This window comes from Streptomyces sp. NBC_00647, assembly GCF_045207245.1.
GTDB lineage: Bacteria > Actinomycetota > Actinomycetes > Streptomycetales > Streptomycetaceae > Streptomyces.
This window is the reverse complement of record NZ_CP109040.1, coordinates 6,932,572-6,955,395: the sequence shown is the minus strand read 5'-3', so window position 1 is coordinate 6,955,395 and position 22,824 is coordinate 6,932,572. Positions and strand designations below refer to the sequence as shown.

At 71.0% G+C, this 22,824-nt stretch carries 19 protein-coding genes; 11 read left to right on the top strand and 8 right to left on the bottom strand.

Annotation, left to right across the window (positions count from 1 at the left end):
• Nucleotides 1-68: 68 nt before the first annotated feature.
• The 4 genes from OG788_RS30775 to OG788_RS30760 form a co-directional block, all read right to left on the bottom strand.
• Complete coding sequence (locus OG788_RS30775) at nt 69-2,384, bottom strand: HelD family protein (RefSeq protein ID WP_406376890.1); 2,316 nt, start codon at nt 2,382-2,384, stop codon at nt 69-71.
• 120 nt (nt 2,385-2,504) lie between these two features.
• On the bottom strand, nt 2,505-2,861 hold the full coding sequence (locus OG788_RS30770; protein WP_385706361.1) for a thioredoxin family protein: 357 nt from the start codon (nt 2,859-2,861) through the stop codon (nt 2,505-2,507).
• Nucleotides 2,834-3,262, bottom strand: a complete 429-nt coding sequence (locus tag OG788_RS30765; RefSeq protein WP_266762934.1) for a MerR family transcriptional regulator — start codon at nt 3,260-3,262, stop codon at nt 2,834-2,836. The genes OG788_RS30770 and OG788_RS30765 overlap by 28 nt, the downstream gene beginning before the upstream one ends.
• 56 nt (nt 3,263-3,318) lie before the next feature.
• Entirely contained in the window at nt 3,319-3,840 is a 522-nt protein-coding gene (locus OG788_RS30760; RefSeq protein WP_406374555.1) for an Lrp/AsnC family transcriptional regulator, read from the bottom strand.
• Nucleotides 3,841-3,943: 103 nt separating this feature from the next.
• Between OG788_RS30760 and OG788_RS30755 the strand changes: the two genes are divergently transcribed.
• Nucleotides 3,944-4,846 (top strand): NAD-dependent epimerase/dehydratase family protein, encoded by a 903-nt coding sequence (locus OG788_RS30755; RefSeq protein WP_406374554.1) that lies wholly within the window; start codon nt 3,944-3,946, stop codon nt 4,844-4,846.
• Between the two features lies 1 nt (nt 4,847).
• The gene (locus OG788_RS30750) at nt 4,848-5,774 is read left to right on the top strand and encodes an aldo/keto reductase (RefSeq protein ID WP_406374553.1); all 927 of its coding nucleotides are present in this window, start codon (nt 4,848-4,850) and stop codon (nt 5,772-5,774) included.
• Nucleotides 5,775-5,794: 20 nt separating this feature from the next.
• Here the strand turns inward: OG788_RS30750 and OG788_RS30745 are convergent, their stop codons facing one another.
• Entirely contained in the window at nt 5,795-6,559 is a 765-nt protein-coding gene (locus tag OG788_RS30745) for a DUF2127 domain-containing protein (protein ID WP_406374552.1), read from the bottom strand.
• Nucleotides 6,560-6,691: 132 nt separating this feature from the next.
• Nucleotides 6,692-8,587, bottom strand: a complete 1,896-nt coding sequence (locus OG788_RS30740) for an MFS transporter (protein ID WP_406374551.1) — start codon at nt 8,585-8,587, stop codon at nt 6,692-6,694.
• A 207-nt stretch (nt 8,588-8,794) separates the two neighbouring features.
• Between OG788_RS30740 and OG788_RS30735 the strand changes: the two genes are divergently transcribed.
• Entirely contained in the window at nt 8,795-9,403 is a 609-nt protein-coding gene (locus OG788_RS30735; protein ID WP_351555527.1) for a TetR/AcrR family transcriptional regulator, read from the top strand.
• 507 nt (nt 9,404-9,910) lie between these two features.
• Here OG788_RS30735 and OG788_RS30730 read toward each other — a convergent pair.
• Complete coding sequence (locus tag OG788_RS30730) at nt 9,911-11,320, bottom strand: cation:dicarboxylate symporter family transporter (protein ID WP_406374550.1); 1,410 nt, start codon at nt 11,318-11,320, stop codon at nt 9,911-9,913.
• 192 nt (nt 11,321-11,512) lie between these two features.
• Here OG788_RS30730 and OG788_RS30725 point away from each other — a divergent pair, with 192 nt between their 5' ends.
• The 6 genes from OG788_RS30725 to OG788_RS30700 all read left to right on the top strand — a co-directional run bounded on the left by OG788_RS30725 (nt 11,513) and on the right by OG788_RS30700 (nt 17,991).
• Nucleotides 11,513-13,168 (top strand): ATP-binding protein, encoded by a 1,656-nt coding sequence (locus OG788_RS30725; RefSeq protein ID WP_406374549.1) that lies wholly within the window; start codon nt 11,513-11,515, stop codon nt 13,166-13,168.
• Nucleotides 13,165-13,842, top strand: a complete 678-nt coding sequence (locus OG788_RS30720) for a response regulator (protein ID WP_351555536.1) — start codon at nt 13,165-13,167, stop codon at nt 13,840-13,842. The genes OG788_RS30725 and OG788_RS30720 overlap by 4 nt, the downstream gene beginning before the upstream one ends.
• Nucleotides 13,843-14,007: 165 nt before the next feature.
• Nucleotides 14,008-15,378, top strand: a complete 1,371-nt coding sequence (locus OG788_RS30715; protein WP_406376889.1) for an extracellular solute-binding protein — start codon at nt 14,008-14,010, stop codon at nt 15,376-15,378.
• A 77-nt stretch (nt 15,379-15,455) separates the two neighbouring features.
• The gene (locus OG788_RS30710) at nt 15,456-16,310 is read left to right on the top strand and encodes a carbohydrate ABC transporter permease (protein ID WP_406376888.1); all 855 of its coding nucleotides are present in this window, start codon (nt 15,456-15,458) and stop codon (nt 16,308-16,310) included.
• Between the two features lies 1 nt (nt 16,311).
• On the top strand, nt 16,312-17,166 hold the full coding sequence (locus OG788_RS30705; protein WP_406374548.1) for a carbohydrate ABC transporter permease: 855 nt from the start codon (nt 16,312-16,314) through the stop codon (nt 17,164-17,166).
• Between the two features lie 111 nt (nt 17,167-17,277).
• Nucleotides 17,278-17,991, top strand: coding sequence for a helix-turn-helix domain-containing protein (locus tag OG788_RS30700; protein WP_406374547.1), 714 nt, complete (start codon nt 17,278-17,280; stop codon nt 17,989-17,991).
• Between the two features lie 96 nt (nt 17,992-18,087).
• On the opposite strand, the gene OG788_RS30695 is transcribed toward OG788_RS30700, so the two are convergent.
• Nucleotides 18,088-19,113 (bottom strand): ATP-dependent 6-phosphofructokinase, encoded by a 1,026-nt coding sequence (locus tag OG788_RS30695; RefSeq protein WP_406374546.1) that lies wholly within the window; start codon nt 19,111-19,113, stop codon nt 18,088-18,090.
• Nucleotides 19,114-19,378: 265 nt separating this feature from the next.
• Here OG788_RS30695 and pta point away from each other — a divergent pair, with 265 nt between their 5' ends.
• Nucleotides 19,379-21,469: a phosphate acetyltransferase gene (gene pta, locus OG788_RS30690; RefSeq protein WP_351543629.1), complete on the top strand. Its 2,091-nt coding sequence runs from the start codon at nt 19,379-19,381 to the stop codon at nt 21,467-21,469.
• Nucleotides 21,466-22,728, top strand: a complete 1,263-nt coding sequence (locus OG788_RS30685; RefSeq protein WP_406374545.1) for an acetate kinase — start codon at nt 21,466-21,468, stop codon at nt 22,726-22,728. Before pta ends, OG788_RS30685 begins: the two co-directional genes overlap by 4 nt.
• Nucleotides 22,729-22,824: the final 96 nt, after the last annotated feature.

The window sequence follows — 22,824 nt, the reverse complement described above, 5'->3', positions numbered from 1 at the left end:
CCTGTCGACGCGGAGTCCCGGCCTTCCCGGGGGCGCCCACGGGGGAAGGCCGGGGCGGCGGGCACCCGTCACTCCAGCCCGGCGCCCCGCAGCGACGCGGGCAGTTCCCCGGTGTGCACGAGGCCCAGGGTCTGGGTGGCCCGGGTCAGCGCCACATACAGGTCGCTCGTCCCGTACGACGCGGGCTCGACCACCAGCACGGAGTCGAATTCCAGCCCCTTGGCCTGCCGGGGGTCGAGGAGCACCACCGTGCGGGTGAGGTCCGGCTCCTGGCCCGCCGTCACCCCGTCCAGCCGGGCGGCGAGCCCGCCGTGCAGGGCACGCGGCGCGATCACCGCGAGCCGTCCCTCGGCCGGGGTCAGCTCGGCGACGGCCTTGGCGACCGTGCCGGGCAGGTCGTCCCCGGCGTCCCGCGCCCAGGGGCGCACCCCGGTGGAGCGGACGGATCGCGGCGGCTCGAAGCCGGGGCGCTCGGCCCGCACCACACCGGCGGCGACGTCCATGATCTCGGACGGGGTGCGGTAGTTGACGCCGAGCCGGGTGTGCTCCCAGCGGTCCTCGACGTACGGGGAGAGGATCTCCTCCCACGAGCCGACCCCCGCCGCCTCCGCCGTCTGCGCGGGGTCGCCGACGAGCGTCATGGAACGCGTGGGGCTGCGCCGCATCAGCAGCCGCCACGCCATCGGCGACAGCTCCTGCGCCTCGTCGACGATGATGTGGCCGAAGGCCCAGGTCCGGTCGGCGGCGGCGCGCTCGGCGGCGCTGCGGTGGTCGTCCTCCTCGTGCCGTTCGGCCATCCGCTCGGCGTCGATGATGTTGTGCGCGGACAGGATCTCGGAGTCCTCCTCGTCCTTGTCCTCGAACTCGTACGTCCGCGAGGCGTAGGACACGTCCAGCACGCCCTGCGCGTACGCGATCTGGGTACGGCGTTCCTGGTCGGCGAGCGCCCGGGCGACCCGGTCGTCCTCGCCCAGCAGTTCGGCGGCCTCGTCGAGAAGGGGCACGTCCGCGCCGGTCCAGTCCCCGGCTCGGGTCAGCGGGCGGCGGATGACGGCCGCGTCCTCGTCCGGGAGGTAGCCCCGCGGGTCCGCCAGGAAGTCGGCGACCAGTCGCTGTGGCGTCAGCCTCGGCCACAACTGGTCGACGGCGGACCGGACTTCGGGGTTCTCGGCGAGTTCGTCGCGGATCTGGGTGATGTCGCTCGGGTCGAGGAGGTTCGAGCCGTCGAAGGGGTCCGTGCCGATGCGTTCGGCGAGCATGTCGGTGAGCGTGTTGAGGATGTGGCCCTCGAAGTGCTCGCGGGCGACGTTGTGGGGCAGGTCGGCCGCGCGGGTGCGGTCCCGGGCGACCTGGACGAGGCCCGCGTCGAGCATCAGGATGTCCCGGTCGTGCTCGATCGCGATCACCGGGTCGGGGAGCGCCTGGCGGTCCCGGACGACCTCGGCGAGGACCTCGGCCATCCCGGCGCGCCCCTTCACGGCGGCGGCCTCCGGCGTGTCGAGGGCCGTGGCGTGGACGCCGGGGAAGAGTTCGCCGACGGTCGAGAGCAGCACACCGGTCTCGCCGAGCGAGGGCAGCACCTCGCCGATGTAGCCGAGGAAGGCCGGGTTCGGGCCGACGATCAGGACGGCCCGCTTGGCGAGCAGTTCCCGGTGTTCGTACAGCAGGTACGCGGCGCGGTGCAGGGCGACGGCGGTCTTGCCGGTGCCGGGGCCGCCTTCGACGACCATGATGCCCCGGTGCGGCGCGCGGATGATCCGGTCCTGTTCGGCCTGGATGGTCTGCACGATGTCGCCCATGCGGCCGGTGCGGGCCGAGTTGAGCGCGGCGAGGAGCACGGCGTCGCCGGTCGGGTCCTCGTGGCCGGTGCGTTCGCGGTCGGCGAGGTCGAGGATCTCGTCGTGCAGGCCGGTGACGTACCGGCCCTCGGTGGTGATGTGCCGCCGGCGGCGCAGGCCCATCGGGGTGTGTCCGGTGGCCAGGTAGAAGGGGCGGGCGACCGGGGCCCGCCAGTCGATGAGGATCGGGGTGTGCTCGGTGTCGTCGGCGCGGATGCCGATCCGGCCGATGTGGTGGGTGACGCCGGCGGACGACGCCCCCTGGTCCGGGGACAGGTCGATCCGGCCGAAGCAGAGCGAACCGTCCACGGCGTTCAGCGCGGCCAGCAGACCCGAGCGCTCGGCGACCAGGACGTCCCGTTCGAGCCGGGCCTGCATGGGGGTGTTGCCCTGGGCGAGCGCGTCCTCGACGGAGGCCTCGGTGACACCGCGCAGGGCGTCCACCCGCGCGTACAGCCCGTCGATGAATTCCTGCTCGCTTCGCAGTTCATCGTCGGGGAATTCCGTGTGCGATCCCTTGTTTGACAATTCCACTCCCGCCCAGATATACTCTGCCTACTGAACTTCTCCGCGACTCGGTCCCCTTGAAGTCGCGAATCATCGAATATACGCAAAGAAATCCCCCGGGCGCAATTGCCCAGGGGCTTTTTTGTATGCCGGGTGGGGTCAGAGCACGTCGGACAGCTCCTGGAGCAGCCGTCGCTTGGGCCGCGCGCCCACCATCGACTTCACGGGCTCACCGCCGCGGAAAACCATGAACGTCGGCATCGAGAGCACGCCGTACGCCAGCGTCGTCTCCGGATTGGTGTCCACGTCCAGCTGGACCACCTTGAACCGGTCGGCCTCCTCGAAGGCCAGCTCGCTGAGCACAGGTCCCATCTGCCGGCACGGCGGGCACCAGTCGGCCGTGAACTCCACCAGCACGGGCAGATCCGCCCCGATCACCTCCGCTCCGAAGTCCGCGTCCGTCACCTCGGCCACACCTGCCGCCTTGATCACCGCGTCCGCCCTCCCAGTTCGCATACGGGTTCCGGACCGCCCGGAACCTCCGCGTCGGCCGCCAGCTCGTCGCGCGCCCGTTCGGCCCGCGCCAGCTGCTCGCCGACCTGTGCGCGCACCGACCGCAGCTCGTCGATCAGCCCGTCGAGCTCGCCGAGCTTGCGGCGGTAGACGTCGAGGGACGCCGGGCACGAGTCGCCCTCGGGATGCCCGGCCCGCAGACACTCCACGAAGGGCCGCGTCTCCTCCAGGTCGAACCCGAAGTCCTGCAACGTCCTGATCTGCCGCAGCAGCCGCAGGTCGTGCTCGTCGTACGTCCGGTACCCGTTCTCGCCCCGCCGCGCGGGCAGCAGCCCCCGCGACTCGTAGTAGCGCAGAGTCCGCGTGGTCGTCCCGGCTCGTTCCGCCAGCTCGCCGATTCGCATGCCTCGACGGTAATCCTTGACGCCGACGTCAAGGCAAGCGTCCGCGGGCGGCCGGTTCAGCGGGCGGTGCGCGGCAGCAGCGGCTTCCGTTCCACCGGTGACGACAGCACGATCGAGGTCGTCGTCCGCCCCAGCGCGGAGGTCTGCTCCAGGACGTCCTCCAGATGGATCGTGTCCTCGACCGCGACCTTGAGGATCCAGCAGTCCTCGCCGACGACGTGGTGGACCTCGGTGATCTCGGGGCGGGCCAGCAGTTCCAGGGTCCGCGGGTGCTTGAGCGTGTAGCCGCCGTGCGGATTGACGCGGATGAAGGCCTGGATGCCGTAGCCGAGACGTGGTGCCGACACCCGGGCGCCGTATCCGGTGATCGCGCCCGTCGTCTCCAGCCGGCGCACCCGCTCCGCGACCGCCGCCGGGCTCAGCCGGACCCGGCGGCCGAGCTCGCTCAGCTTGATGCGGCCGTCGCTCTGGAGCAGCTCCAGGATCTGCCGGTCCAGCGCGTCGAAGGCCACCGACGTTTCGCCGGAGACGGCGCGCGGCTGCCGTGGTTCTTTCGGTGCGACGGCCGGATCTCCCATGTCTCCCCCTTCAGACCTGTCCCCTGCGACGGGAGAATTATGACCACAGGCCGAGGAACCGCGAACGCCCGGTGGCGGGTGCGCGGGAATAGGGGAGGGCGATGTGCGAGAGATCTGCGTGATCGGCGGAAACCGGTATTTCGGAAAGCGTCTCATCGACCGGCTGACGGCCGCGGGAGACCGGGTCACCGTCATCAATCGCGGCTCGTCGGCACCGCCCGCCGGGACCATTCATCTGGTCGCCGACCGCAATGACGAGAACTCCCTGGAAAAGGCGCTGGGTTCACGGACTTTCGACGTCGTCGTCGACCAGGTCTGCTACACACCGCGGCAGGCGGAGATCGCGCGCCGGGTCTTCGCGGGGCGCACGCGCCGGTATGTGATGACGTCCACCGTCGAGGTGTACGAGTACGAGGACACGGCGGCTCCGGTCGGCGAGGGGGCCGTGGATCCTCGTACGGTCGCCGTCGATCCCGGCCTCCCGTGGGACGACGCGGGGTTCCTCGACGCGCACTACGGGGAGGGCAAGCGGCAGGCCGAGGCGGTGTTCGCGGCCGACCCCGGCTTCCCGTACGTGGCCGTGCGCGTCGCCCATGTGCTGGGCGGGGACGACGACTTCACCGGGCGTCTGCAGCACTACGCCGACCGTATCCGCGCCGGCGAGCCGATCGCCGTGCCCCCGGTGAACCACCCGGCGACGTACATCCACGTCGAGGAGATCGCCGACTTCCTGTTCTGGACGGTGGGCGAGGACTTCACCGGCCCGGTCAACGCGGCCTCCCACGGAACCCTGACCACGGGGGAGCTGTGCGAGGCGATCGTCGCGCACCTCCCGGACGGCAGGACGCTCCTGCGGGCCGTCGAGGTGGGCGAGACCTCCCCCTTCTCCTTCAGCCGTTCCTACGGCATGGACAACTCCCGGGCCACCGAGCTCGGTTTCCCCTTCGGTGACGCGCGGGCATGGCTCCCGCGCGCCGTGGCCGAGACCCTCGGAAAGGACAACTGACATGCGCTGTCGCACACTTGGCGGCCTGCGAGTGAGCGCCATCGGGCTCGGCGTGATGCCGCTGTCCATCGAGGGCCGTCCGGACGAGGCGCGGGCCCTGGCCACGGTGCACGCCGCCCTCGACGCGGGCGTCACCCTCCTCGACACGGCGGACTCGTATCACCTGCCCGGCGACGAGCCCGGCCACAACGAACGGCTCGTGGCCCGCGCCCTGGCTACGTACGGCGGTGACACGGCGGACGTCCTGGTGACCACCAAGGGCGGGCGCGGCAGACCGGCCGACGGCACATGGACGGTGAACGGCTCCCCGCGTCATCTCAAGGCGGCGGCCGAGGCCTCCCTGAAGCGGCTGGGCCTGGAGGCGATCGGCCTCTACCAGTTGCACAAGCCCGATCCCGCCGTCCCCTTCGAGGACTCGGTCGGCGCGCTGCGTGACCTTCTCGACGCGGGCACGATCCGGCTGGCCGGCATCTCCAACACCACCACCGACCAGATCCGCCGGGCCCACGCGATCCTCGGCGACCGTCTGGCCTCCGTCCAGAACCGGTACTCCCCCGCGGTACGGGACGGCGACGCCGAACTGCTCCTCTGTGCCGAGCTGGGTCTCGCCTTCCTGCCGTGGAGCCCGCTGGGAGGCATCTCCCGCAGTTCCCTGGACGGCCCGTCAGGCAGCGGCTCCCCGGACGGTTCCCGTGAGGGGCTCGAGGCGTTCCACGCGGTGGCCCGGGAGCGGGGCGTGAGCCCTCAACAGGTCTGTCTCGCCTGGCTGTCGGCCCGCTCCCCCACTGTGATCCCGATCCCGGGCGCCAGCCGCCCGGAGACCGCCCGGGACTCGGCGGGGGCCGCGGACCTGCTGCTGAGCCCGGCGGACCTGGCCCGCCTGGACACGGCGACGGACCACCCGCGCCCGCCCCTCACCGGACCCTGAGCCGGGCGTCGGGCCGGGGGTCACACCAGGACCCCGGCCGACTCCTCCACTTCCAGGAGCGACGCGCTCTGCCGCTCCGCCTCGAACGCCCTGTGCCCGCCGCGCAGGCCGAACAGCCGCTTGGTGAGGGCGATGTAGAGGACGGCGAGAATGTTCAGGACCAGCGTGGCGATCTTCAACCAGCTGATGTGCTCGGTGAGTTCGTAGATCTCGAGCGGAAGGAACGCCGCGGTGGCGACGACCGTGAGGTACTCCGCCCAGCGCTTGGCGTACCAGAGCCCGACCGCCTCGACGATCTCGATGAGCGCGTACACCAGCAGCAGGACAGCGACCAGCAGCAGTGTGGAGTGCTTGTAGCCGAAGGTCTTCTGGATGGTGCCGACCACGGGCGAGTGGTCGAGGTCGTAGTGGAAGTGCCGGAAGACCGGCCTGAGGACGTCGAGGTATTCGTCGAAGAGACGGCGCACCGCGTCCTGGCTGTTGCTGAACTTCCACACGGCGGCCGCGACCAGCACGATGAACACCCCGCGCACGGCCCGCTCGATCGCCAGGAAGCGCAGGATGAACAGATCGCGGAGCACCTTGCCGCGGGGCACGAGCGGCGCCTCGCCCGCGGGGCCCGTGCCGTGCGGATCGCCCAGCGCGAAGTCGCCGCAGCACAGACAGCGCCAGGCCTCGCCGAGGCCCGTCTCGGCGCGCAGCCGCTCCCGCAGCACCCGCTCGTCGGGCGCGTACGTCACATGGCCGCGCCGTGCGCACGTACGCCGGTCCCAGTCGATCTTCATGCTCGGTGTCCTCCGCAGAACGTGTCGTGCCGTGCCGGTCGGTCCGGCACGGCACGGTAGTGCACATGTTCTACGAGACGGCGGCCCGCGGGTCACGGTTCCGGGCGGCCGGGCGGCGGGGTGGGTCAGGGGTCAGCGGGTCGTCTTTCCCGCGGACACGGTCTCCTCCGACGGCACCTCGGCATCCACCGGAACGTCCGCACCGACCACGGCGCGCGTCTCCGTAGCGGCCGCAGCTTCCGCCCCCGCCTCGGCGCCACCTTCGGCCCCGGCCCCGGCCCCGGTTTCGGTCCCGGTCTCATCCCCGGTCCCGCTGTCGGCCTGACCACCGGTCCGGTCCTCGGCCGCGCCCCCGGCCCGCTTCTCGGCGCCCTTGTCCGTCTCACGCTCGGGCGCGGCCTCGGCTCCCGTGCGCCCCTTGCGTGGCAGCAGGACGGCCACCAGCACCGTGCCCACGCCCAGGATCACCGCTCCGACGAGGCTGGTGTGCGCCACCGCGTCCGAGAAGGACGAGCCGACCGCGTCCGTCATCTGCCGTGCTCCGTCGGCGAGTTGACCGGCCTGCGCCTTCAACTGGGCCGCCTGCTCGGCGTTGGCCGTCTGTGCGGCCTGTTCGCCGAGCACGCGGGCCTTGTCGCCGATGCCCTGGGCGACGGCGTATCCGGCGCCCACCGAGTCCTGGGCCGTGGCCAGGGCGCCCGCGGGGAGCTCGCTGCCCGCGGTCGCGTCCGCCAGGTGCGAGGAGTACGAACCGGCCAGCACCGAGCCGAGGATGGCGATGCCGAGCGAGCCGCCGAGCTCCAGCGAGGTGTCGTTGACCGCGCCGCCGACGCCCAGTTCGGCCTCGGGGAACGCGCCCATGATGGCGTCCGTGCAGGGCGACAGCGCGAGCCCGATGGCGAGGCCGAGGATGACGAGGGGCAGGACGAGGTCGCCGTACGCCGAGGCGGCGTCCACCCGGGTGAGCAGCGCCAGCGCCGTCGTACCGCCGACCATGCCCGCGGCCACCGTGAACTTCATGCCGATGCGCGGGGTGAGGTACCCGGTGAGCGCCGAGCCCACGAAGACGGCGCCTGCGAGCGGCAGCATCCGTACGCCGGTGTCCAGCGCGTCGTAGCCGAGGACGAACTGGAGGTGCTGGGTGAGGTAGTAGAAGGCGCCGAAGACGGCCAGGAAGAACAGGGCGACGGCGAGGTTCGAACCGGCGAAGCGGCGGTGGGCGAAGCGGCGTACGTCGACGACCGGGCGCGGGTGGCGCAGCTCCCACAGGACGAAGAGGACCAGCCCGGCCCCGGCGACCACCGCGGCGGTCACGGCCTTCGCACCCCAGCCGAAGTGCGGGCCTTCGATGATCATGTAGACCAGCGAGCCGATCCAGACGACGGAGAGCAGTCCGCCGACGTAGTCGATGCGGTTGTGGTGGGCGGCCTTGGACGGCGGTACGAGGACGAGCGCGCCGACGATGGCGAGGGCGGCGATCGGCACGTTGATCAGGAACGTGGACGACCAGCCGTGGTGCTCCAGGAGGGCGCCCGCGACCAGCGGACCGGCGGCGATGGCCAGGCCGGCGGTGGCGGTCCACAGGACGATCGCCTTGGCCCGTTCGGCGCGCGGGAAGGTCGCGGCGAGCAGGGAGAGCGTGGCCGGCATGATCAGCGCGGCGCCGACGCCCATGACGGCGCGGGCCGCGATGACCCCGGCGGAACTGCCGACGAGCGAACCGGCGATCGCGCCGCCGCCGAAGACGACGAGCCCGAGGATGAGCGCGCCGCGGCGGCTGTACTTGTCGCCGATGGCGCCGAGCAGCAGCATCAGCGCGGCGTACGGGACGGTGTATCCGTCGATGACCCATTGCAGGTCGGCGCTGGACAGGCCGAGGTCCTTGGTCATGTCGGGAGCCGCGACCGTGAGGGCGGTGTTCGCCATCACGATGATCAGCAGGCTCAGGCAGAGCACCAGCAGCGCCCACCAGCGCCGGGCGTAGGGCCGGTCCATCCTCTCGACCGGCTCGTTCATGACGAGACGCATGGCTACGGTCGCCTTCCTCGATCGACGGGTACGGAGATCCGTCCGCACCAGAACTTGCACAACGGAGTGCAATTGCACAACCCTGTGCAATGTACGAGATTGCACAGCACTGTGCAAACGCAGAAGGTGGAGACCCATGACGAAGGAGGTGGAGACCCCATGACCGCGGGACGGGTGGCCGCCCGAGGGGCGGGCAGAATGGCAGCCATGACCACGGGTAGCCCGAGCCGCGCCGATGTGAACCGCCGCCGCATTCTCGACGTCGCGCTCGCCGAACTGCTGCGCGATCCCGACGCGTCCATGGACCAGATCGCTCGCGCGGCGGGTGTCGTACGGCGCACGGTGTACGGGCACTTCCCCAGCCGCGAGGCACTGGTCGGCACCCTGACCGACGAGGCCGTGGCGGCGGTCGCGGCGGCGCACGCCGCGGGCCGCGAAGGGGTCGCGGACCCGGCCGAGTCCCTGGCCCGCTCGACCCTCGCCGTCTGGGAGATCGCCGACCGTTACCGGCTGCTGGTCGCCCTCGCCCAGCGCAGTGTCACCCTGCAGGGCATCCGCGAGCGCCTCACGCCGGTCCGGGAGGCCTGCGCGGAGATCCTTCGGCGCGGCCTCGAACAGGGCGTCTTCGCGTCCCCGCTGCCCCCGCGGGCACTGGCGTACGTCCACGAGCAGACCCTGTTCGCCCTGATGGAGGCGGTGAACGACGGGCTCCTGGCAGCGGAGGAGGCGGGCCGCTCCGCCGCGGTCACCATGCTGACCGCGGCGGGCGTACCCGCCTCGCACGCCACCGCACTGGTGGCGAAGCTGAGCGACTGAGTCCTCGGAGGGTTCAGGTCCTCCGAGAACCCGGTCGCCTCAGCGGTGCACCGGACGGCCAGGCCTGTGGGGGAGACCCGACCGCCCGGCGTCTCAGGGGCGGCGCGTCACGCGCCCACCCACGGGAAGCGAGCACCGCCCGGCGAAGGGCGCGGGCTTCGTCCAGAGCAGGGCACGGGCCTCGTCCAGCACAGAAGCAAGCACCGTCCAGCGCAGGGCACGGGCCTCGTCCGGCACAGGAAGCGAGCACCGCCCGGCGAACGGCACGGGCCTCGTCCAGCGCAGGAAGCGAGCACCGCCCGGCCGCAGGGCACGGGCCTCGTCCGGCACAGGAAGCGAGCACCGCCCGGCGAACGGCACGGGCCTCGTCCAGCGCAGGAAGCGAGCACCGCCCGGCCGCAGGGCACGGGCCTCGTCCGGCACAGAAGCAAGCACCGTCCGACGCAGCGCGCGGGCGTCGTGCGCACCGCGCTCCGCGCCCGCCGACCCCTCGCGGGGCCGACGCTCCTACGCCTTCACCGGCTCCTTCTCGCCGCCCTGCTCCGGCACGTCCGCGTGCACGTCGGCGGTGCCGGCGTCATCCAGCAGGGTCTTCTCGTCGAAGGGCAGCTGTCCGGCGAGGACCTTGGCCACCCGTTCCCGGTCGATCTCCTTCGTCCAGGTACCGATCAGGACCGTGGCCACGGCGTTGCCCGCGAAGTTCGTCAGGGCGCGTGCCTCACTCATGAAGCGGTCGATGCCGACGATGAGGCCGACGCCGTCCACCAGGGCGGGCTTGTGCGACTGGAGGCCGCCGGCCAGGGTGGCGAGACCCGCCCCGCTGACGCCCGCCGCACCCTTGGACGCGACGAGGAGGAAGAGCAGGAGCGGGATCTGCTCCCCGATCGACATCGGCGTGCCCATCGCGTCGGCGATGTAGAGCGAGGCCATGGTCATGTAGATCATCGTGCCGTCGAGGTTGAAGGAGTAGCCGGTCGGGACGGTGATGCCGACCACCGGCTTGCCGACTCCCAGGTGCTCCATCTTCGCGATGAGCCGCGGCAGGGCGGACTCGGAGGAGGAGGTGGACAGGATCAGCAGGAACTCCCGGCCCAGGTACTTCAGGAACGTCAGGATGTTCAGGCCCGTCACCACGCGCAGCAGCGTGCCGAGCACGACGAAGACGAACAGGAAGCAGGTGACGTAGAAGCCGAGCATCAGCACGGCGAGGCTCTTGAGCGCGTCCAGGCCGGCGGAACCCGTGACGGCGGCGATGGCGCCGAAGGCGCCGAGCGGGGCCGCCCACATGACCATGGCGAGGACCCGGAAGACGAGCCGCTGGATGTGCTCCACACCGCGCAGGACCGGCTGCCCGGCCGACCCCATGGCCTGGAGCGCGAACCCGGTGAGCAGCGCGACGAGCAGGGTCTGCAGGACCTGGCCCTCGGTGAACGCCGAGACCATCGTGGTCGGGATGATCGAGAGCACGAAGTCGACCGGCGGCAGCGCCTCCGCCGACACCTGCCCCTGACCGGCCTCCTTGACCGCGTCGGTCATCGCCAGGCTGCTGCCCGGCTCCAGGATGTTGCCGACGACCAGGCCGATCGCCAGCGCGACCAGCGACATCACCAGGAAGTAGCCGAGCGCGATACCGCCGACGGCGCCGACCTTGGCGGCCTTGCGGACCGAGCCGATGCCCAGCACGATCGTGCAGAAGATGATCGGGGAGATCATCATCTTGATCAGGTTCACGAAGCCCGTACCGATGGGCTTCAGCTCGACCGCGAAGTCGGGGGCGATCAGACCCACGGCGATACCGAGGATCACGGCGCCGATCACGGCGATGTACAGATAGTGCGTGCGGTCCCGCTTGGCGGCGGGTGCGGCAGGTGCCGTTTGCGGCGTGCTGGCCACGGCTGCCCTCCTTGACGACGTCATCGGCATCATCCGGCGTGCGGCTCACGTCCGGCGGAACCCCGGAGTGCGGCTCGCGTCCCGGGGGATCCGGGAGGCGTGGGCTCCCGGGGATGAGGGGACTATCTCCCGGCGTGTGAGGGCGGTCACCCTTCCGTTCATTGAGTTCACGCTCCCCCGGAAGGGCTCCCGCCCGGGGGAGGCACACTGAACGGCATGCGCCTCCCCCGTGTCCCGCGTCCCCGCAGCCTCGCCGGCCAGCTCTTCGGCATGCAGGCGGTACTGATCGCGGTCCTCGTCGCCGGGTACGCGCTGTTCAGCTACGTCAGCGACCGGGGCCAGGTCGAGGAGGCGGCCGGCCGTCAGGCCATGGCGGTCACCCGCTCGGTCGCGGACGCCCCGTCCGTCCACGAGGCCATCGGCACCGCGAACCCCACCGAGGACCTCCAGCCGTACGCCCTCCGGGTGCAGCGGGACACCGGGGTCGACTTCGTGACGATCATGAATCCGCGGGGCATCCGCTGGACGCACCCCGAGGAGAAGCTGATAGGCAAGCACTTCCTCGGGAACATCGGCCCCGCTCTGGAGGGCAGGTCCTTCACCGAGACGTACACGGGCAGCCTCGGCCCCTCCGTGCGCGCCGTCACCCCGATCCGGGTCGACGGGCGGACCATCGGCCTGGTCAGCGCCGGCATCAAGGTCGAGGCGATCACCAAACGCGTCCAGGACCAGGTGACGGCCCTGATCGGGGTCGCGGCGTGCGCGCTGCTGCTGGGGGGTATCGGCACCTACGTCATCAACGCCCGGCTGCGCCGCTCCACCCACGGCATGAACGCGGCCGAGCTGAGCCGTATGCACGACTACCACCAGGCCGCGCTGCACGCCGTGCGTGAGGGGCTGCTGATGCTGGACGGGCAGTTCCGGGTGGCGCTGATGAACGACGGCGGGCGGGAACTGCTCGGCGTCACGGACGACGTGGTCGGCCGTTCGGTGGCCGAACTCGGGCTGCCCGCGCCGCTGACGGGCGCGCTCCTGTCGGCGGAGCCCCGTGTGGACGAGGTCCACCTGACGGACGCGCGCGTACTGGTCGTGAACACCACCCCGGTGTCCGGCGGCGAGCGCCGCGGCACGGTCGTCACCCTGCGCGATGTGACCGAACTCCAGGCACTGACCGGCGAGCTGGACTCGGAGCGCGGCTTCACCCAGGCGCTGCGCTCGCAGGCGCACGAGGCGGCGAACCGCCTGCACACGATGGTCTCCCTCATCGAACTGGGCCGCGCCGAGGAGGCCGTCGACTTCGCCACCGCGGAGCTGGAACTGGCGCAGACCCTCACCGACGAGGTGATCTCCGCGGTCAGCGAACCGGTCCTCGCCGCGCTGCTGCTGGGCAAGGCCGCGCAGGCGAACGAGCGCGGAGTGGAGCTCGTGGTCTCCGAGGACAGCGGCATCGACGACGGGCTGCTCCCGGCCTCGCTCTCCGCGCGCGACCTGGTCACCGTCCTCGGCAATCTGATCGACAACGCGATGGACGCGGCGCAGGGCACTACGGGCGCACGGGTCACGGTGACGGCGTTCACCGACGCATCCGTCCTGGTCCTGCGGGTCGCCGACACCGGCTCCGGGGTGGACCCCGCCCACGCGGAGCAGGTCTTCCAGCGCGGCTGGTCCACGAAACCGGCGGGCCCCGGCGGCCGCGGCCTCGGCCTGGCCCTCGCCCGTCAGACCGTGAACCGTCACGCGGGCACGCTGGAGGTCCGTGAAGGAACCGACGGCGGGGCGGAGTTCGAGGTGCGCCTGCCGCTGCCCCCGGCTGTCCCGCCGGGCCGGTCCGCCCCGCCGTCCGAGTCCGCTGTGCCTGGAGGCGCCGTATGACCGATCCGATCCGCGTGCTCGTCGTCGAGGACGACCCCGTCGCGGCCGACGCGCACGTCATGTACGTCGGCCGGGTACCCGGCTTCACGGCGGTCGGCAAGGCCCGCACGGGTGCGGAGGCGCGCCGCGCGCTGGACCGTACGCCGGTGGACCTGCTGCTGCTCGACCTGCATCTGCCGGACGTGCACGGACTCCAGCTCGCCCGCTCCCTGCGCGCCGCCGGCTATCACGCGGACGTCATAGCGGTGACGTCCGCGCGGGATCTGGCGGTCGTGCGGGAGGGGGTGTCGCTCGGGGTCGTCCAGTACGTGCTGAAGCCGTTCACCTTCGCCACCCTGCGCGACCGGCTGATCCGGTACGCCGAGTTCCGCGCGGCGGCCGGCGAGGCGAGCGGCCAGGACGAGGTGGACCGCGCGCTGGCAGCCCTGCGCGCTCCGGGACCGGCCGCGCTGCCCAAGGGCCTGAGCGCGCCGACCCTGGAGCGCGTGACCGTCACCCTCCGGGACTGCGCCGACGGCCTGACGGCGGCCAAGGTCGCCGAGGCCGTCGGCATCTCCCGGATCACCGCCCGGCGCTATCTGGAGCACCTGGTGGAGTCGGGCCGGGCGGCGCGCGCTCCGCAGTACGGGACGGTCGGGCGGCCGGAGTTGCAGTACCGCTGGGTGAAGGGCTGACCCGCGAGGGGCTCGGAGGACCTCGATCAGCTCGCCGCGGGAGCCCCGTCAGGGCGCCCAACTCAAAGCCGCTGCACGGTCATTGACCTGACATCCGCACATCTCTAACGTTCGGCGGGCAGACAACTCGGCTCGAACGACAACGATGTCGGTCCGTAGGAGGTCCTGCCCGTGCGCCCCACCGCCGCCCCACTTCTCCTCGCGACACTGCTCACGGCCACCACGCTCACCGCGTGCGGCTCCGGATCCGGGAGCGATCCGGACACCGTGAAGGTGTCGTTCAAGCAGTCGACGGACAACTCGGTCCGGGTGATGGACACCTACCTGGGCGAGATGAAGAAGCAGTTCGAGAAGGCGAACCCGGGGAAGAAGGTCGAACTCGTCCCGATCAAGGCCCCGGACTCCGAGTACTACACCAAGCTCCAGCAGATGCTGAGGTCGCCCAAGACGGCGCCCGACCTGGTCTACGAGGACACGTTCCTCATCAACTCGGACATCACGAGCGGGTACTTGAAGCCGCTCGACCCGTATCTGGACAAGTGGTCCGACTGGGGCCAGTTCATCGACACCGCGAAGGCGGCGGCCAAGGCGCAGGACGGGAAGACGTACGGCGTCCCGGACGGGACGGACACCCGCGGGCTCTGGTTCGACAAGGGCATTTTCGCCAAGGCGGGGCTGCCGGCCGACTGGCGGCCGAAGACCTGGGACGACGTCCTCACGGCCGCCCGCACCATCAAGAAGAAGGTTCCCGGCGTCACCCCGCTGAACGTGTACACGGGCAAACCCGCGGGCGAGGCCGCCACGATGCAGGGCTTCGAGATGCTGCTGTACGGGACCGGCGACGGCACGGCGGATCCGCTGTACGACTCCGCGTCCAAGAAGTGGATCGCCGGCGGTCAGGGCTTCAAGGACGCCCTGACCTTCGTGGAGACGGTCTACAAGGAGAAGCTCGGCCCCGACGTCGCCGACGCCCTCGACCCGAACTTCGCGACCAGCGTCCGCGGTGAGCTGCTGCCCGAGGGCAAGCTCGGCATCGACCTCGACGGCAGCTGGCTCCCGCAGGACTGGCTGAAGGGCTCGGGTCACGAGTGGCCCCAGTGGTCGCAGAAGCTCGGTCTGGCCCCCATGCCCACCCAGCACGGCCAGGCCCCCGGCAAGGTCAGCATGTCCGGCGGCTGGACCTGGTCGATCCCCTCCAAGGCGTCCAACCCCGACCTGGCCTTCACCTTCGTCAAGACCATGCAGACGAAGGCGAACGCCCAGAAGTGGTACATCGCCAACTCCGGTATCGCCGTCCGCAAGGACGTCGCGGCCGACCCGGCCTACGTGAAGGCGCAGCCCGGCATCGAGTTCTTCACGGACCTGGTCGCCAGCACGCACTACCGGCCCGCCTACCCGGCGTACCCGAAGGTCTCGACCGCCATCCAGGAGGCGATGGAGAGCGTGACGACGGGCGACAGCTCCGTCGACAAGGCGGCCGCCGACTACGACGAGGAACTGAGGACGGCCACCGACAACAAGGTGATCCGCAAGTGAGCGTCACCACCAAGACGGCGTCCTCGCCGGTCCGGGCGCCGAGGACCAGGGTCGCCTCCCCGCGCCGGGGAGGCCTCCTGCGCTCTCTCACCCGGACCCTCCCCCTCGCCCCCGCCGTCGTCCTGCTGCTCCTCTTCCTCGCGGGGCCGATCGCCTACTGCGCCTACATCGCCTTCACCGACCTCCAGTTGACGGGCCAGGCGCACGCGTCGTTCGTCGGCTTCGACAACTTCCGCAGGGCGTTCAGGGACGACGCCTTCATCAACGCCGTATGGCTGACGCTGGTGTTCACGGTGCTGTCGTCGCTGGTCGGCCAGAACACCCTGGGCCTCGCCCTGGCCGCGCTGATGCAGCGGGCGTCGAAGCCGGTGCGCACCCTGGTCGGCGCGGTCGTCATCACGGCGTGGGTGCTGCCGGAGGTGGTCGCCGGCTTCCTGCTGTACGCCTTCTTCCGCCGCGAAGGAACCCTGAACGCCATCCTGGAATGGCTGCATCTCCCTTCCCAGAACTGGATGTTCACGCTGCCGATCCTGGCGGTGTCGTTCGCCAACGTGTGGCGGGGCACGGCCTTCTCGATGCTGGTCTACTCGGCGGCGCTGGGCGAGATCCCGAAGGAGATCACCGAGGCGGCGGAGGTGGACGGGGCGGGCGGCTGGCGGCGGATGTGGCACATCACGCTGCCGATGATCCGCCGCTCGATCGGCACCAACCTGATGCTCAACACCCTTCAGACGCTGTCGGTGTTCGGGCTGATCTGGGTGATGACGCGGGGCGGTCCGGGAGGCCGCAGCCAGACCCTGCCGCTGTTCATGTACGAACAGGCCTTCCAGAAAAGCATGATCGGGTACGGCACGGCGGTGGCGCTGCTGCTCCTGGTGGTCGGCTCGCTGTTCTCGCTGGTCTACATGCGGCTACTGCGGACGGAGGTGTGAGATGGCCCTGCCGACGCGCGGCGCGACGCTCCGGTCCCGCCGCTCCGGCCGGCGCCTGGCCGCGGACGCGGGCCTGCTGGCGGTGGCGGCGGCGTTCGTGCTCCCGCTGGCCTGGGTGGTCCTGTCCTCCCTGGACGCGCACGCGGACCTGAGGGTGAAGGTGCCGGACGGCGTGACGCTGGCGAACTTCGACGCCGTACTGAAACCGGACATCACCTTCACGCCCCTGCTGAACAGCCTGGTCCTGTGCGGCGGCGGCACCGCCCTGACGGTGGTGTGCGCGGCCCTCGCGGCCTACCCCCTCTCCCGCTTCCGGTCCCGACTGAACCGCCCCTTCCTGCTGACGATCCTCTTCGCGACGAGCCTGCCGATCACGGCGATCATGGTGCCGGTGTACGCCCTGTTCGTGCGGGTGAATCTCATCGACACCGTGCAGGGCACGGTCTTCTTCTTCGGCGCCTCCCAACTGCCCTTCGCCATCTGGCTGATGAAGAACTTCATGGACGGCGTACCGAAGGAGCTGGAGGAGGCGGCCTGGACGGACGGGGCGTCGTCGCTGCAGTCCCTGGTACGGATCGTGCTGCCGCTGATGGGCCCGGGCGTGGCCGTGGTGACGGTCTTCTCGTTCGTGATGATGTGGGGGAACTTCTTCGTCCCGTTCATGCTGCTGCTCACTCCGGACCAGATGCCGGCGTCGGTGAGCATCAACGAGTTCTTCGGGAACCGGGGATCGGTGGTCTACGGGCAGCTGGCCGCGTTCTCGGTGATCTACTCGACGCCCGTGATCCTGCTGTACGTGCTGGTGGCCCGGCGGCTGGGCGGGGGGTTCGCCCTCGGCGGGGCCGTCAAGGGGTGAGCGCCGCTTCCGGCACGGCGAATTCAAGGCCGAGGCCGAAACCGTATGTTCCTACAATCCGTGATTGTGGCCGAACAGACCGTAGTCACCGCAGCCCCGGACCCATACTTTGTGCGCGTGCACCGACCGCAAGCCCAACAGCCCACCCCGCCGTTCAACGCCCCCGCCGCCCGGAGACTGCGGGCAGCGCTCGGAATGGGGCCCGAGCATGTCGCGTACGGACTCAGAGCCTCGTACGGGCTGCCGTACGTCACACCCGATCTCGTCACCGCCTGGGAGCGCGGCGTCACCGCGCCGAGCAGCCCGGAACTCACGGCCCTCGCAGGCGTGTTGTGGTGCTCACCGGGTGAACTCATAGGTGCCCCGCGCACCTTGCGCGAACACCGCGTCGCCCGCGATCTCGCCCAGGAGGACGTGGCACGCGCAGTCGGGCTCGAACTCCTCGCCTACCAGCGGATGGAGGAGGCCGGCGCCTGGCGCGGCAACGAGCGGCAGTCCACCGCGCTCGCCGACGTCCTCGAACTCTCACTGCCCGACTTCATCACCGTGACGGGCCGCGACGCCCGGCTCGGCGACCTGCTGCGCAGTGCCGTGACGACGCGCTGGCAGGCCTATGTGCGCCCGGTCGCGAAGATGGTGCCCCTGGACCGGAACCTCCTGGAGACCGCGCTGGAGGAGATGCACACCGACTACCAGGGGCAGATGGTCGCGACGCTGAACTGGGGCGGCGGTGCGGCCGCGACCGGTTCCGGCGAGTCCGGCCGGGAGTACCTCGACCGGGTCGTCGACCACTTCTGGTCGGCGGTCCACAGAAGTACGTACTGAGAGCGGGGCTCGTGGCCGTGGTCCGACGCCCGGCCGGGCGTCGGACCACGGCCACGGCGTCCGGCCGGGGGCCCTGGTCCCCGAGGGGACGGCGGACTAGAAGACCGACTCCGCCTCGTCCATCCGGTCCTTCGGCACCGTCTTCAGCTCGGTGGTCGCGTCCGCGAGCGGCACCATCTCGATGTCCGTGCCGCGCAGCGCGGTCATCTTGCCGAAGTCGCCGCGGTGCGCGGCCTCGACGGCGTGCCATCCGAAGCGGGTGGCGAGGACGCGGTCGTACGCGGTCGGCGTGCCGCCGCGCTGGATGTGGCCGAGGATGACCGGCTTGGCCTCCTTGCCGAGGCGGCGCTCCAGCTCGTACGCGAGGGCGGTGCCGATGCCCTGGAAGCGCTCGTGGCCGAACTTGTCGATCGCGCCGTGGCCGTAGTCCATGGTGCCCTCGGCGGGGTGCGCGCCCTCGGCGACGCAGATGACGGCGAACCGCTTGCCGCGCGCGAAGCGCTCCTCGACCATCGCGACGAGGTCGGACGGGTCGAAGGGACGCTCGGGCAGGCAGATGCCGTGGGCTCCGGCCGCCATGCCGGACTCGAGGGCGATCCAGCCCGCGTGCCGGCCCATGACCTCGACGACCATCACGCGCTGGTGCGACTCGGCGGTCGTCTTCAGACGGTCCATGGCCTCCGTGGCGACGCCGACGGCGGTGTCGAAGCCGAAGGTGCGGTCCGTCGCGGAGATGTCGTTGTCGATCGTCTTCGGCACGCCGACCACCGGCAGGCCCGCCTCCGACAGCATGCGCGCCGCCGTGAGGGTGCCCTCGCCGCCGATCGGGATGAGCACGTCGATGCCGAATTCGCGGGCCATGTCCTGGGCGTTCTCGCAGGCCTCGCGGAGCCGGTCGCGCTGCAGCCGGGAGGAGCCGAGGATGGTGCCGCCGCGGGCGAGGATGCCGCTGACCGCGTTGAGGTCGAGGGTGCGGTAGTGGCCGTCGAGGAGCCCGGCGTAGCCGTCCTCGAAGCCGATGACCTCGTCCCCGAAGTTGGTGACCGCTCGGTGCACGACCGACCGGATCACTGCGTTCAGGCCAGGGCAGTCGCCGCCTGCGGTGAGAACTCCGATGCGCATCGTGCTGTGTCTCCTGCTCCCTGCTGATTCGTGTGAGCCAGTCCGATTGTTTCATGGCCCGAGGTGCCCCGCCGATTCCCTCCGGCGGGCGCCCGCCGGAGGGCCGCCGGGCGGGCCGGAGCGCCGCTCCCTCCCGACCAGGACGTTGCCCTGGCGGGCGTCCTAGCCAGCGCCGGAGGTATTGTCAAGAGGGTTCTGCTCACGTTGGTGGGCCCTTTTCCGAGCCCAGAAAACCGCCTGGCGACGAGACGGATGGAGAGCACGCGTGACGCGCAGCGTGTACGTGACCGGGATCGACCGAGGTGACGGCCGCCAGGTCGTCGAGCTGGGGGTCATGGAGCTCCTGACCCGCCAGGTCGACCGGGTGGGGGTGTTCCGTCCGCTCGTGCACGACGGTCCGGACCGGCTCTTCGAGTTGCTGCGGGCCCGCTACCGGCTGGCGCAGGACCCGGCGACGGTGTACGGCATGGACTACCACGAGGCGTCCGCGCTCCAGGCCGAGCAGGGCACCGACGAGCTGGTGTCCACGCTCGTCGACCGGTTCCACCTGGTCGCCCGCGACTACGACGTCGTCCTCGTCCTCGGCACCGACTTCGCCGGCACCCAGGTCCCCGACGAGCTGGCGCTCAACGCCCGCCTGGCGAACGAGTTCGCCGCGTCCGTGATCCCGGTGGTCGGCGGCCGGGGCCAGAATGCCGAGTCGGTGCGCTCCGAGGCGCGCAACGCCTATCGCGCCTACGACGGGCTCGGGTGCGACGTCCTCGCCATGGTGGTGAACCGGGTGGCCCCGGAGGACCGGACGGAGATCCTGGAGCGGCTCGACTCCCGTCTCCCGGTGCCCTGTTACGTCCTTCCGGACGAGCCCGCGCTCTCCGCTCCCACCGTCGCGCAGATCACCCACGCGCTCGGCGGCAAGGTGCTTCTCGGCGACGACGCGGGGCTCGCCCGCGACGCGCTCGACTTCGTCTTCGGCGGCGCGATGCTGCCGAACTTCCTTCAGGCGCTGACCCCGGGATGTCTCGTGGTCACCCCGGGGGACCGCGCCGACCTGGTGATCGGCACGCTCGCCGCACACAGCGCGGGCACCCCGCCCATAGCCGGCATCCTGCTCACCCTGGACGAGCGGCCCAGCACCGAGATCCTGACGCTGGCGGCCCGCCTCGCGCCCGGCACCCCGGTCGTCTCGGTGGCCGGGAACTCCTTCCCCACCGCGACCGCGCTCTTCGCCATGGAGGGCAAGCTGAACGCGGCCACGCCCCGCAAGGCGGAGACCGCGCTCGGTCTGTTCGAGCGGTACGTGGACACCACCGACCTGCTCAAGCGGGTCTCCGCGCCCAGCAGCGACCGGCTCACCCCGATGATGTTCGAGCACAAGCTGCTGGAGCAGGCCCGCTCGGACCGGCGCCGTGTCGTGCTGCCCGAGGGCACCGAGGAGCGCGTCCTGCACGCCGCCGAGGTGCTGCTGCGCCGGGGTGTCTGCGATCTGACCCTGCTCGGACCGGTCGACCAGATCCGCAAGAAGGCCGCCGACCTCGGCATCGACATCAGCGCCACCCAGATCGTCGACCCGCAGACCTCGCCGCTGCGGGACTCCTTCGCCGAGAAGTACGCCGAGCTGCGTGCCCACAAGGGAGTGACGGTCGAGCTGGCCTACGACGTGGTCGCGGACGTGAACTACTTCGGGACGCTGATGGTGCAGGAGGGCCTCGCCGACGGCATGGTGTCGGGGGCCGTGCACTCGACGGCCGCGACCATCCGGCCCGCGTTCGAGATCATCAAGACCAGGCCGGAATCGAGGATCGTCTCGTCCGTCTTCTTCATGTGCCTGGCCGACAAGGTCCTGGTCTACGGCGACTGCGCGGTGAACCCCGACCCGGACGCCGAGCAGCTCTGCGACATCGCCATCTCGTCGGCCGCCACCGCGGAGCAGTTCGGTGTGGAGCCGCGGATCGCGATGCTGTCGTACTCGACGGGCACCTCGGGTTCGGGCGCCGACGTCGACAAGGTGCGCGAGGCGACCGAGCTGGTGCGGCAACGCCGCGGCGACCTGAGGATCGAGGGGCCCATCCAGTACGACGCCGCCGTCGAGCCGTCGGTCGCTGCGACCAAGCTGCCGGAGTCGGAGGTCGCCGGGCAGGCGTCCGTGCTGATCTTCCCCGATCTCAACACCGGCAACAACACGTACAAGGCCGTGCAGCGTTCGGCCGGCGCGATCGCCGTCGGCCCGGTGCTCCAGGGGCTCCGCAAGCCCGTCAACGACCTGTCCCGCGGCGCGCTCGTCCAGGACATCGTCAACACGGTCGCCATCACGGCGATCCAGTCCCAGGCCCCCGACCAGAAGGCATCCCAGCAGTGAGCGCCCACCCGTCCCCCTCCGTCGCCCTGCCGGACGAGCCCGGCTCCCCGCGGGCCACGCGTGTCCTCGTCCTCAACTCCGGTTCCTCGTCGGTGAAGTACCAGTTGCTCGACATGCGCGACAGCTCACGGCTCGCGGTCGGTCTGGTGGAGCGCATCGGTGAGGGAAGCTCTCTGCTGCGGCACACCGCCCTGACGACGGGTGAGACCCGCGAGAGAACCGCCGAGTTCGCCGGCCACGAGGCCGCGCTGAAGGCGGTGGCCGCGGAGCTGGCGGTGGACGCACTCGGCCTGGACTCCCCCGAACTGGCCGCGATCGGCCACCGGGTGGTGCACGGCGGGAGGTCCTTCACCGAACCGACCGTGATCGACGAGACGGTCCTCGCGGAGATCGAGCGGCTGATCCCGGTGGCGCCGCTGCACAACCCGGCGAACCTCACGGGCATCCGCACCGCGATGGCGCTGCGCCCCGACCTCCCCCAGGTGGCGGTCTTCGACACGGCGTTCCACACGACGATGCCGGAGGCGGCCGCGCGCTACGCGATCGACGTGGCGACCGCCGACGAACACCGCATCCGCCGGTACGGCTTCCACGGCACCTCGCACGCCTATGTCTCCCGCGCGACCGCCGAGCTCCTCGGCAAGGCGCCCGAGGAGGTCAACGTCATCGTCCTGCACCTGGGCAACGGGGCCTCGGCGTCGGCGGTCAGGGGCGGGCGGTGCGTGGACACCTCGATGGGGCTCACTCCGCTGGAGGGGCTGGTGATGGGAACACGCTCCGGCGACGTGGATCCGGCCGTCATCTTCCATCTGGAGCGCGTCGGCAAGATGTCCACGGACGAGATCGACACGCTGCTCAACAAGAAGAGCGGCCTGATCGGTCTGTGCGGCGACAACGACATGCGGGAGATCCGCCGCCGTGTCGACGAGGGGGACGAACGGGCCCGGCTCGCCTTCGACATCTACATCCACCGCCTGAAGAAGTACATCGGCGCCTACTACGCGGTCCTCGGCCGGGTGGACGCCGTCGCCTTCACCGCCGGAGTGGGCGAGAACGCCGCCCCGGTGCGCGAGGCCGCGATCGCGGGCCTGGAGGAACTGGGGCTCGTGGTCGACGGCGACCTGAACGCCGTGCGGGGCGGTGAGCCCCGGATCGTCTCACCGCCGTACGCGCGGGTCGCGGTCGCCGTGGTGCCGACGGACGAGGAACTGGAGATCGCCACACAGACGTATGCGCTGGTCGGAAAGGGCACTGCCTGAGCGGGCCGGAGAGCCACGCCTGAGCGGCCGCCCGCCCATTTGTATCTTCCACCAGACGGAATATTCCGTAGCGAAACAAACCGATAGGATCGCCCC

What these genes read in the sequence shown, in the direction of transcription:
- OG788_RS30740 (WP_406374551.1), bottom strand. Translation starts at nt 8,587, where the DNA reads ATGCGTCTCGTCATGAACGAGCCGGTCGAGAGGATGGACCGGCCCTAC.
- OG788_RS30705 (WP_406374548.1), top strand. Translation starts at nt 16,312, where the DNA reads ATGGCCCTGCCGACGCGCGGCGCGACGCTCCGGTCCCGCCGCTCCGGC.
- OG788_RS30765 (WP_266762934.1), bottom strand. Translation starts at nt 3,262, where the DNA reads ATGCGAATCGGCGAGCTGGCGGAACGAGCCGGGACGACCACGCGGACT.
- OG788_RS30750 (WP_406374553.1), top strand. Translation starts at nt 4,848, where the DNA reads ATGCGCTGTCGCACACTTGGCGGCCTGCGAGTGAGCGCCATCGGGCTC.
- OG788_RS30720 (WP_351555536.1), top strand. Translation starts at nt 13,165, where the DNA reads ATGACCGATCCGATCCGCGTGCTCGTCGTCGAGGACGACCCCGTCGCG.
- OG788_RS30770 (WP_385706361.1), bottom strand. Translation starts at nt 2,861, where the DNA reads ATGCGAACTGGGAGGGCGGACGCGGTGATCAAGGCGGCAGGTGTGGCC.
- OG788_RS30730 (WP_406374550.1), bottom strand. Translation starts at nt 11,320, where the DNA reads ATGACGTCGTCAAGGAGGGCAGCCGTGGCCAGCACGCCGCAAACGGCA.
- OG788_RS30735 (WP_351555527.1), top strand. Translation starts at nt 8,795, where the DNA reads ATGACCACGGGTAGCCCGAGCCGCGCCGATGTGAACCGCCGCCGCATT.
- OG788_RS30760 (WP_406374555.1), bottom strand. Translation starts at nt 3,840, where the DNA reads ATGGGAGATCCGGCCGTCGCACCGAAAGAACCACGGCAGCCGCGCGCC.
- OG788_RS30725 (WP_406374549.1), top strand. Translation starts at nt 11,513, where the DNA reads ATGCGCCTCCCCCGTGTCCCGCGTCCCCGCAGCCTCGCCGGCCAGCTC.
- OG788_RS30695 (WP_406374546.1), bottom strand. Translation starts at nt 19,113, where the DNA reads ATGCGCATCGGAGTTCTCACCGCAGGCGGCGACTGCCCTGGCCTGAAC.
- OG788_RS30745 (WP_406374552.1), bottom strand. Translation starts at nt 6,559, where the DNA reads ATGAAGATCGACTGGGACCGGCGTACGTGCGCACGGCGCGGCCATGTG.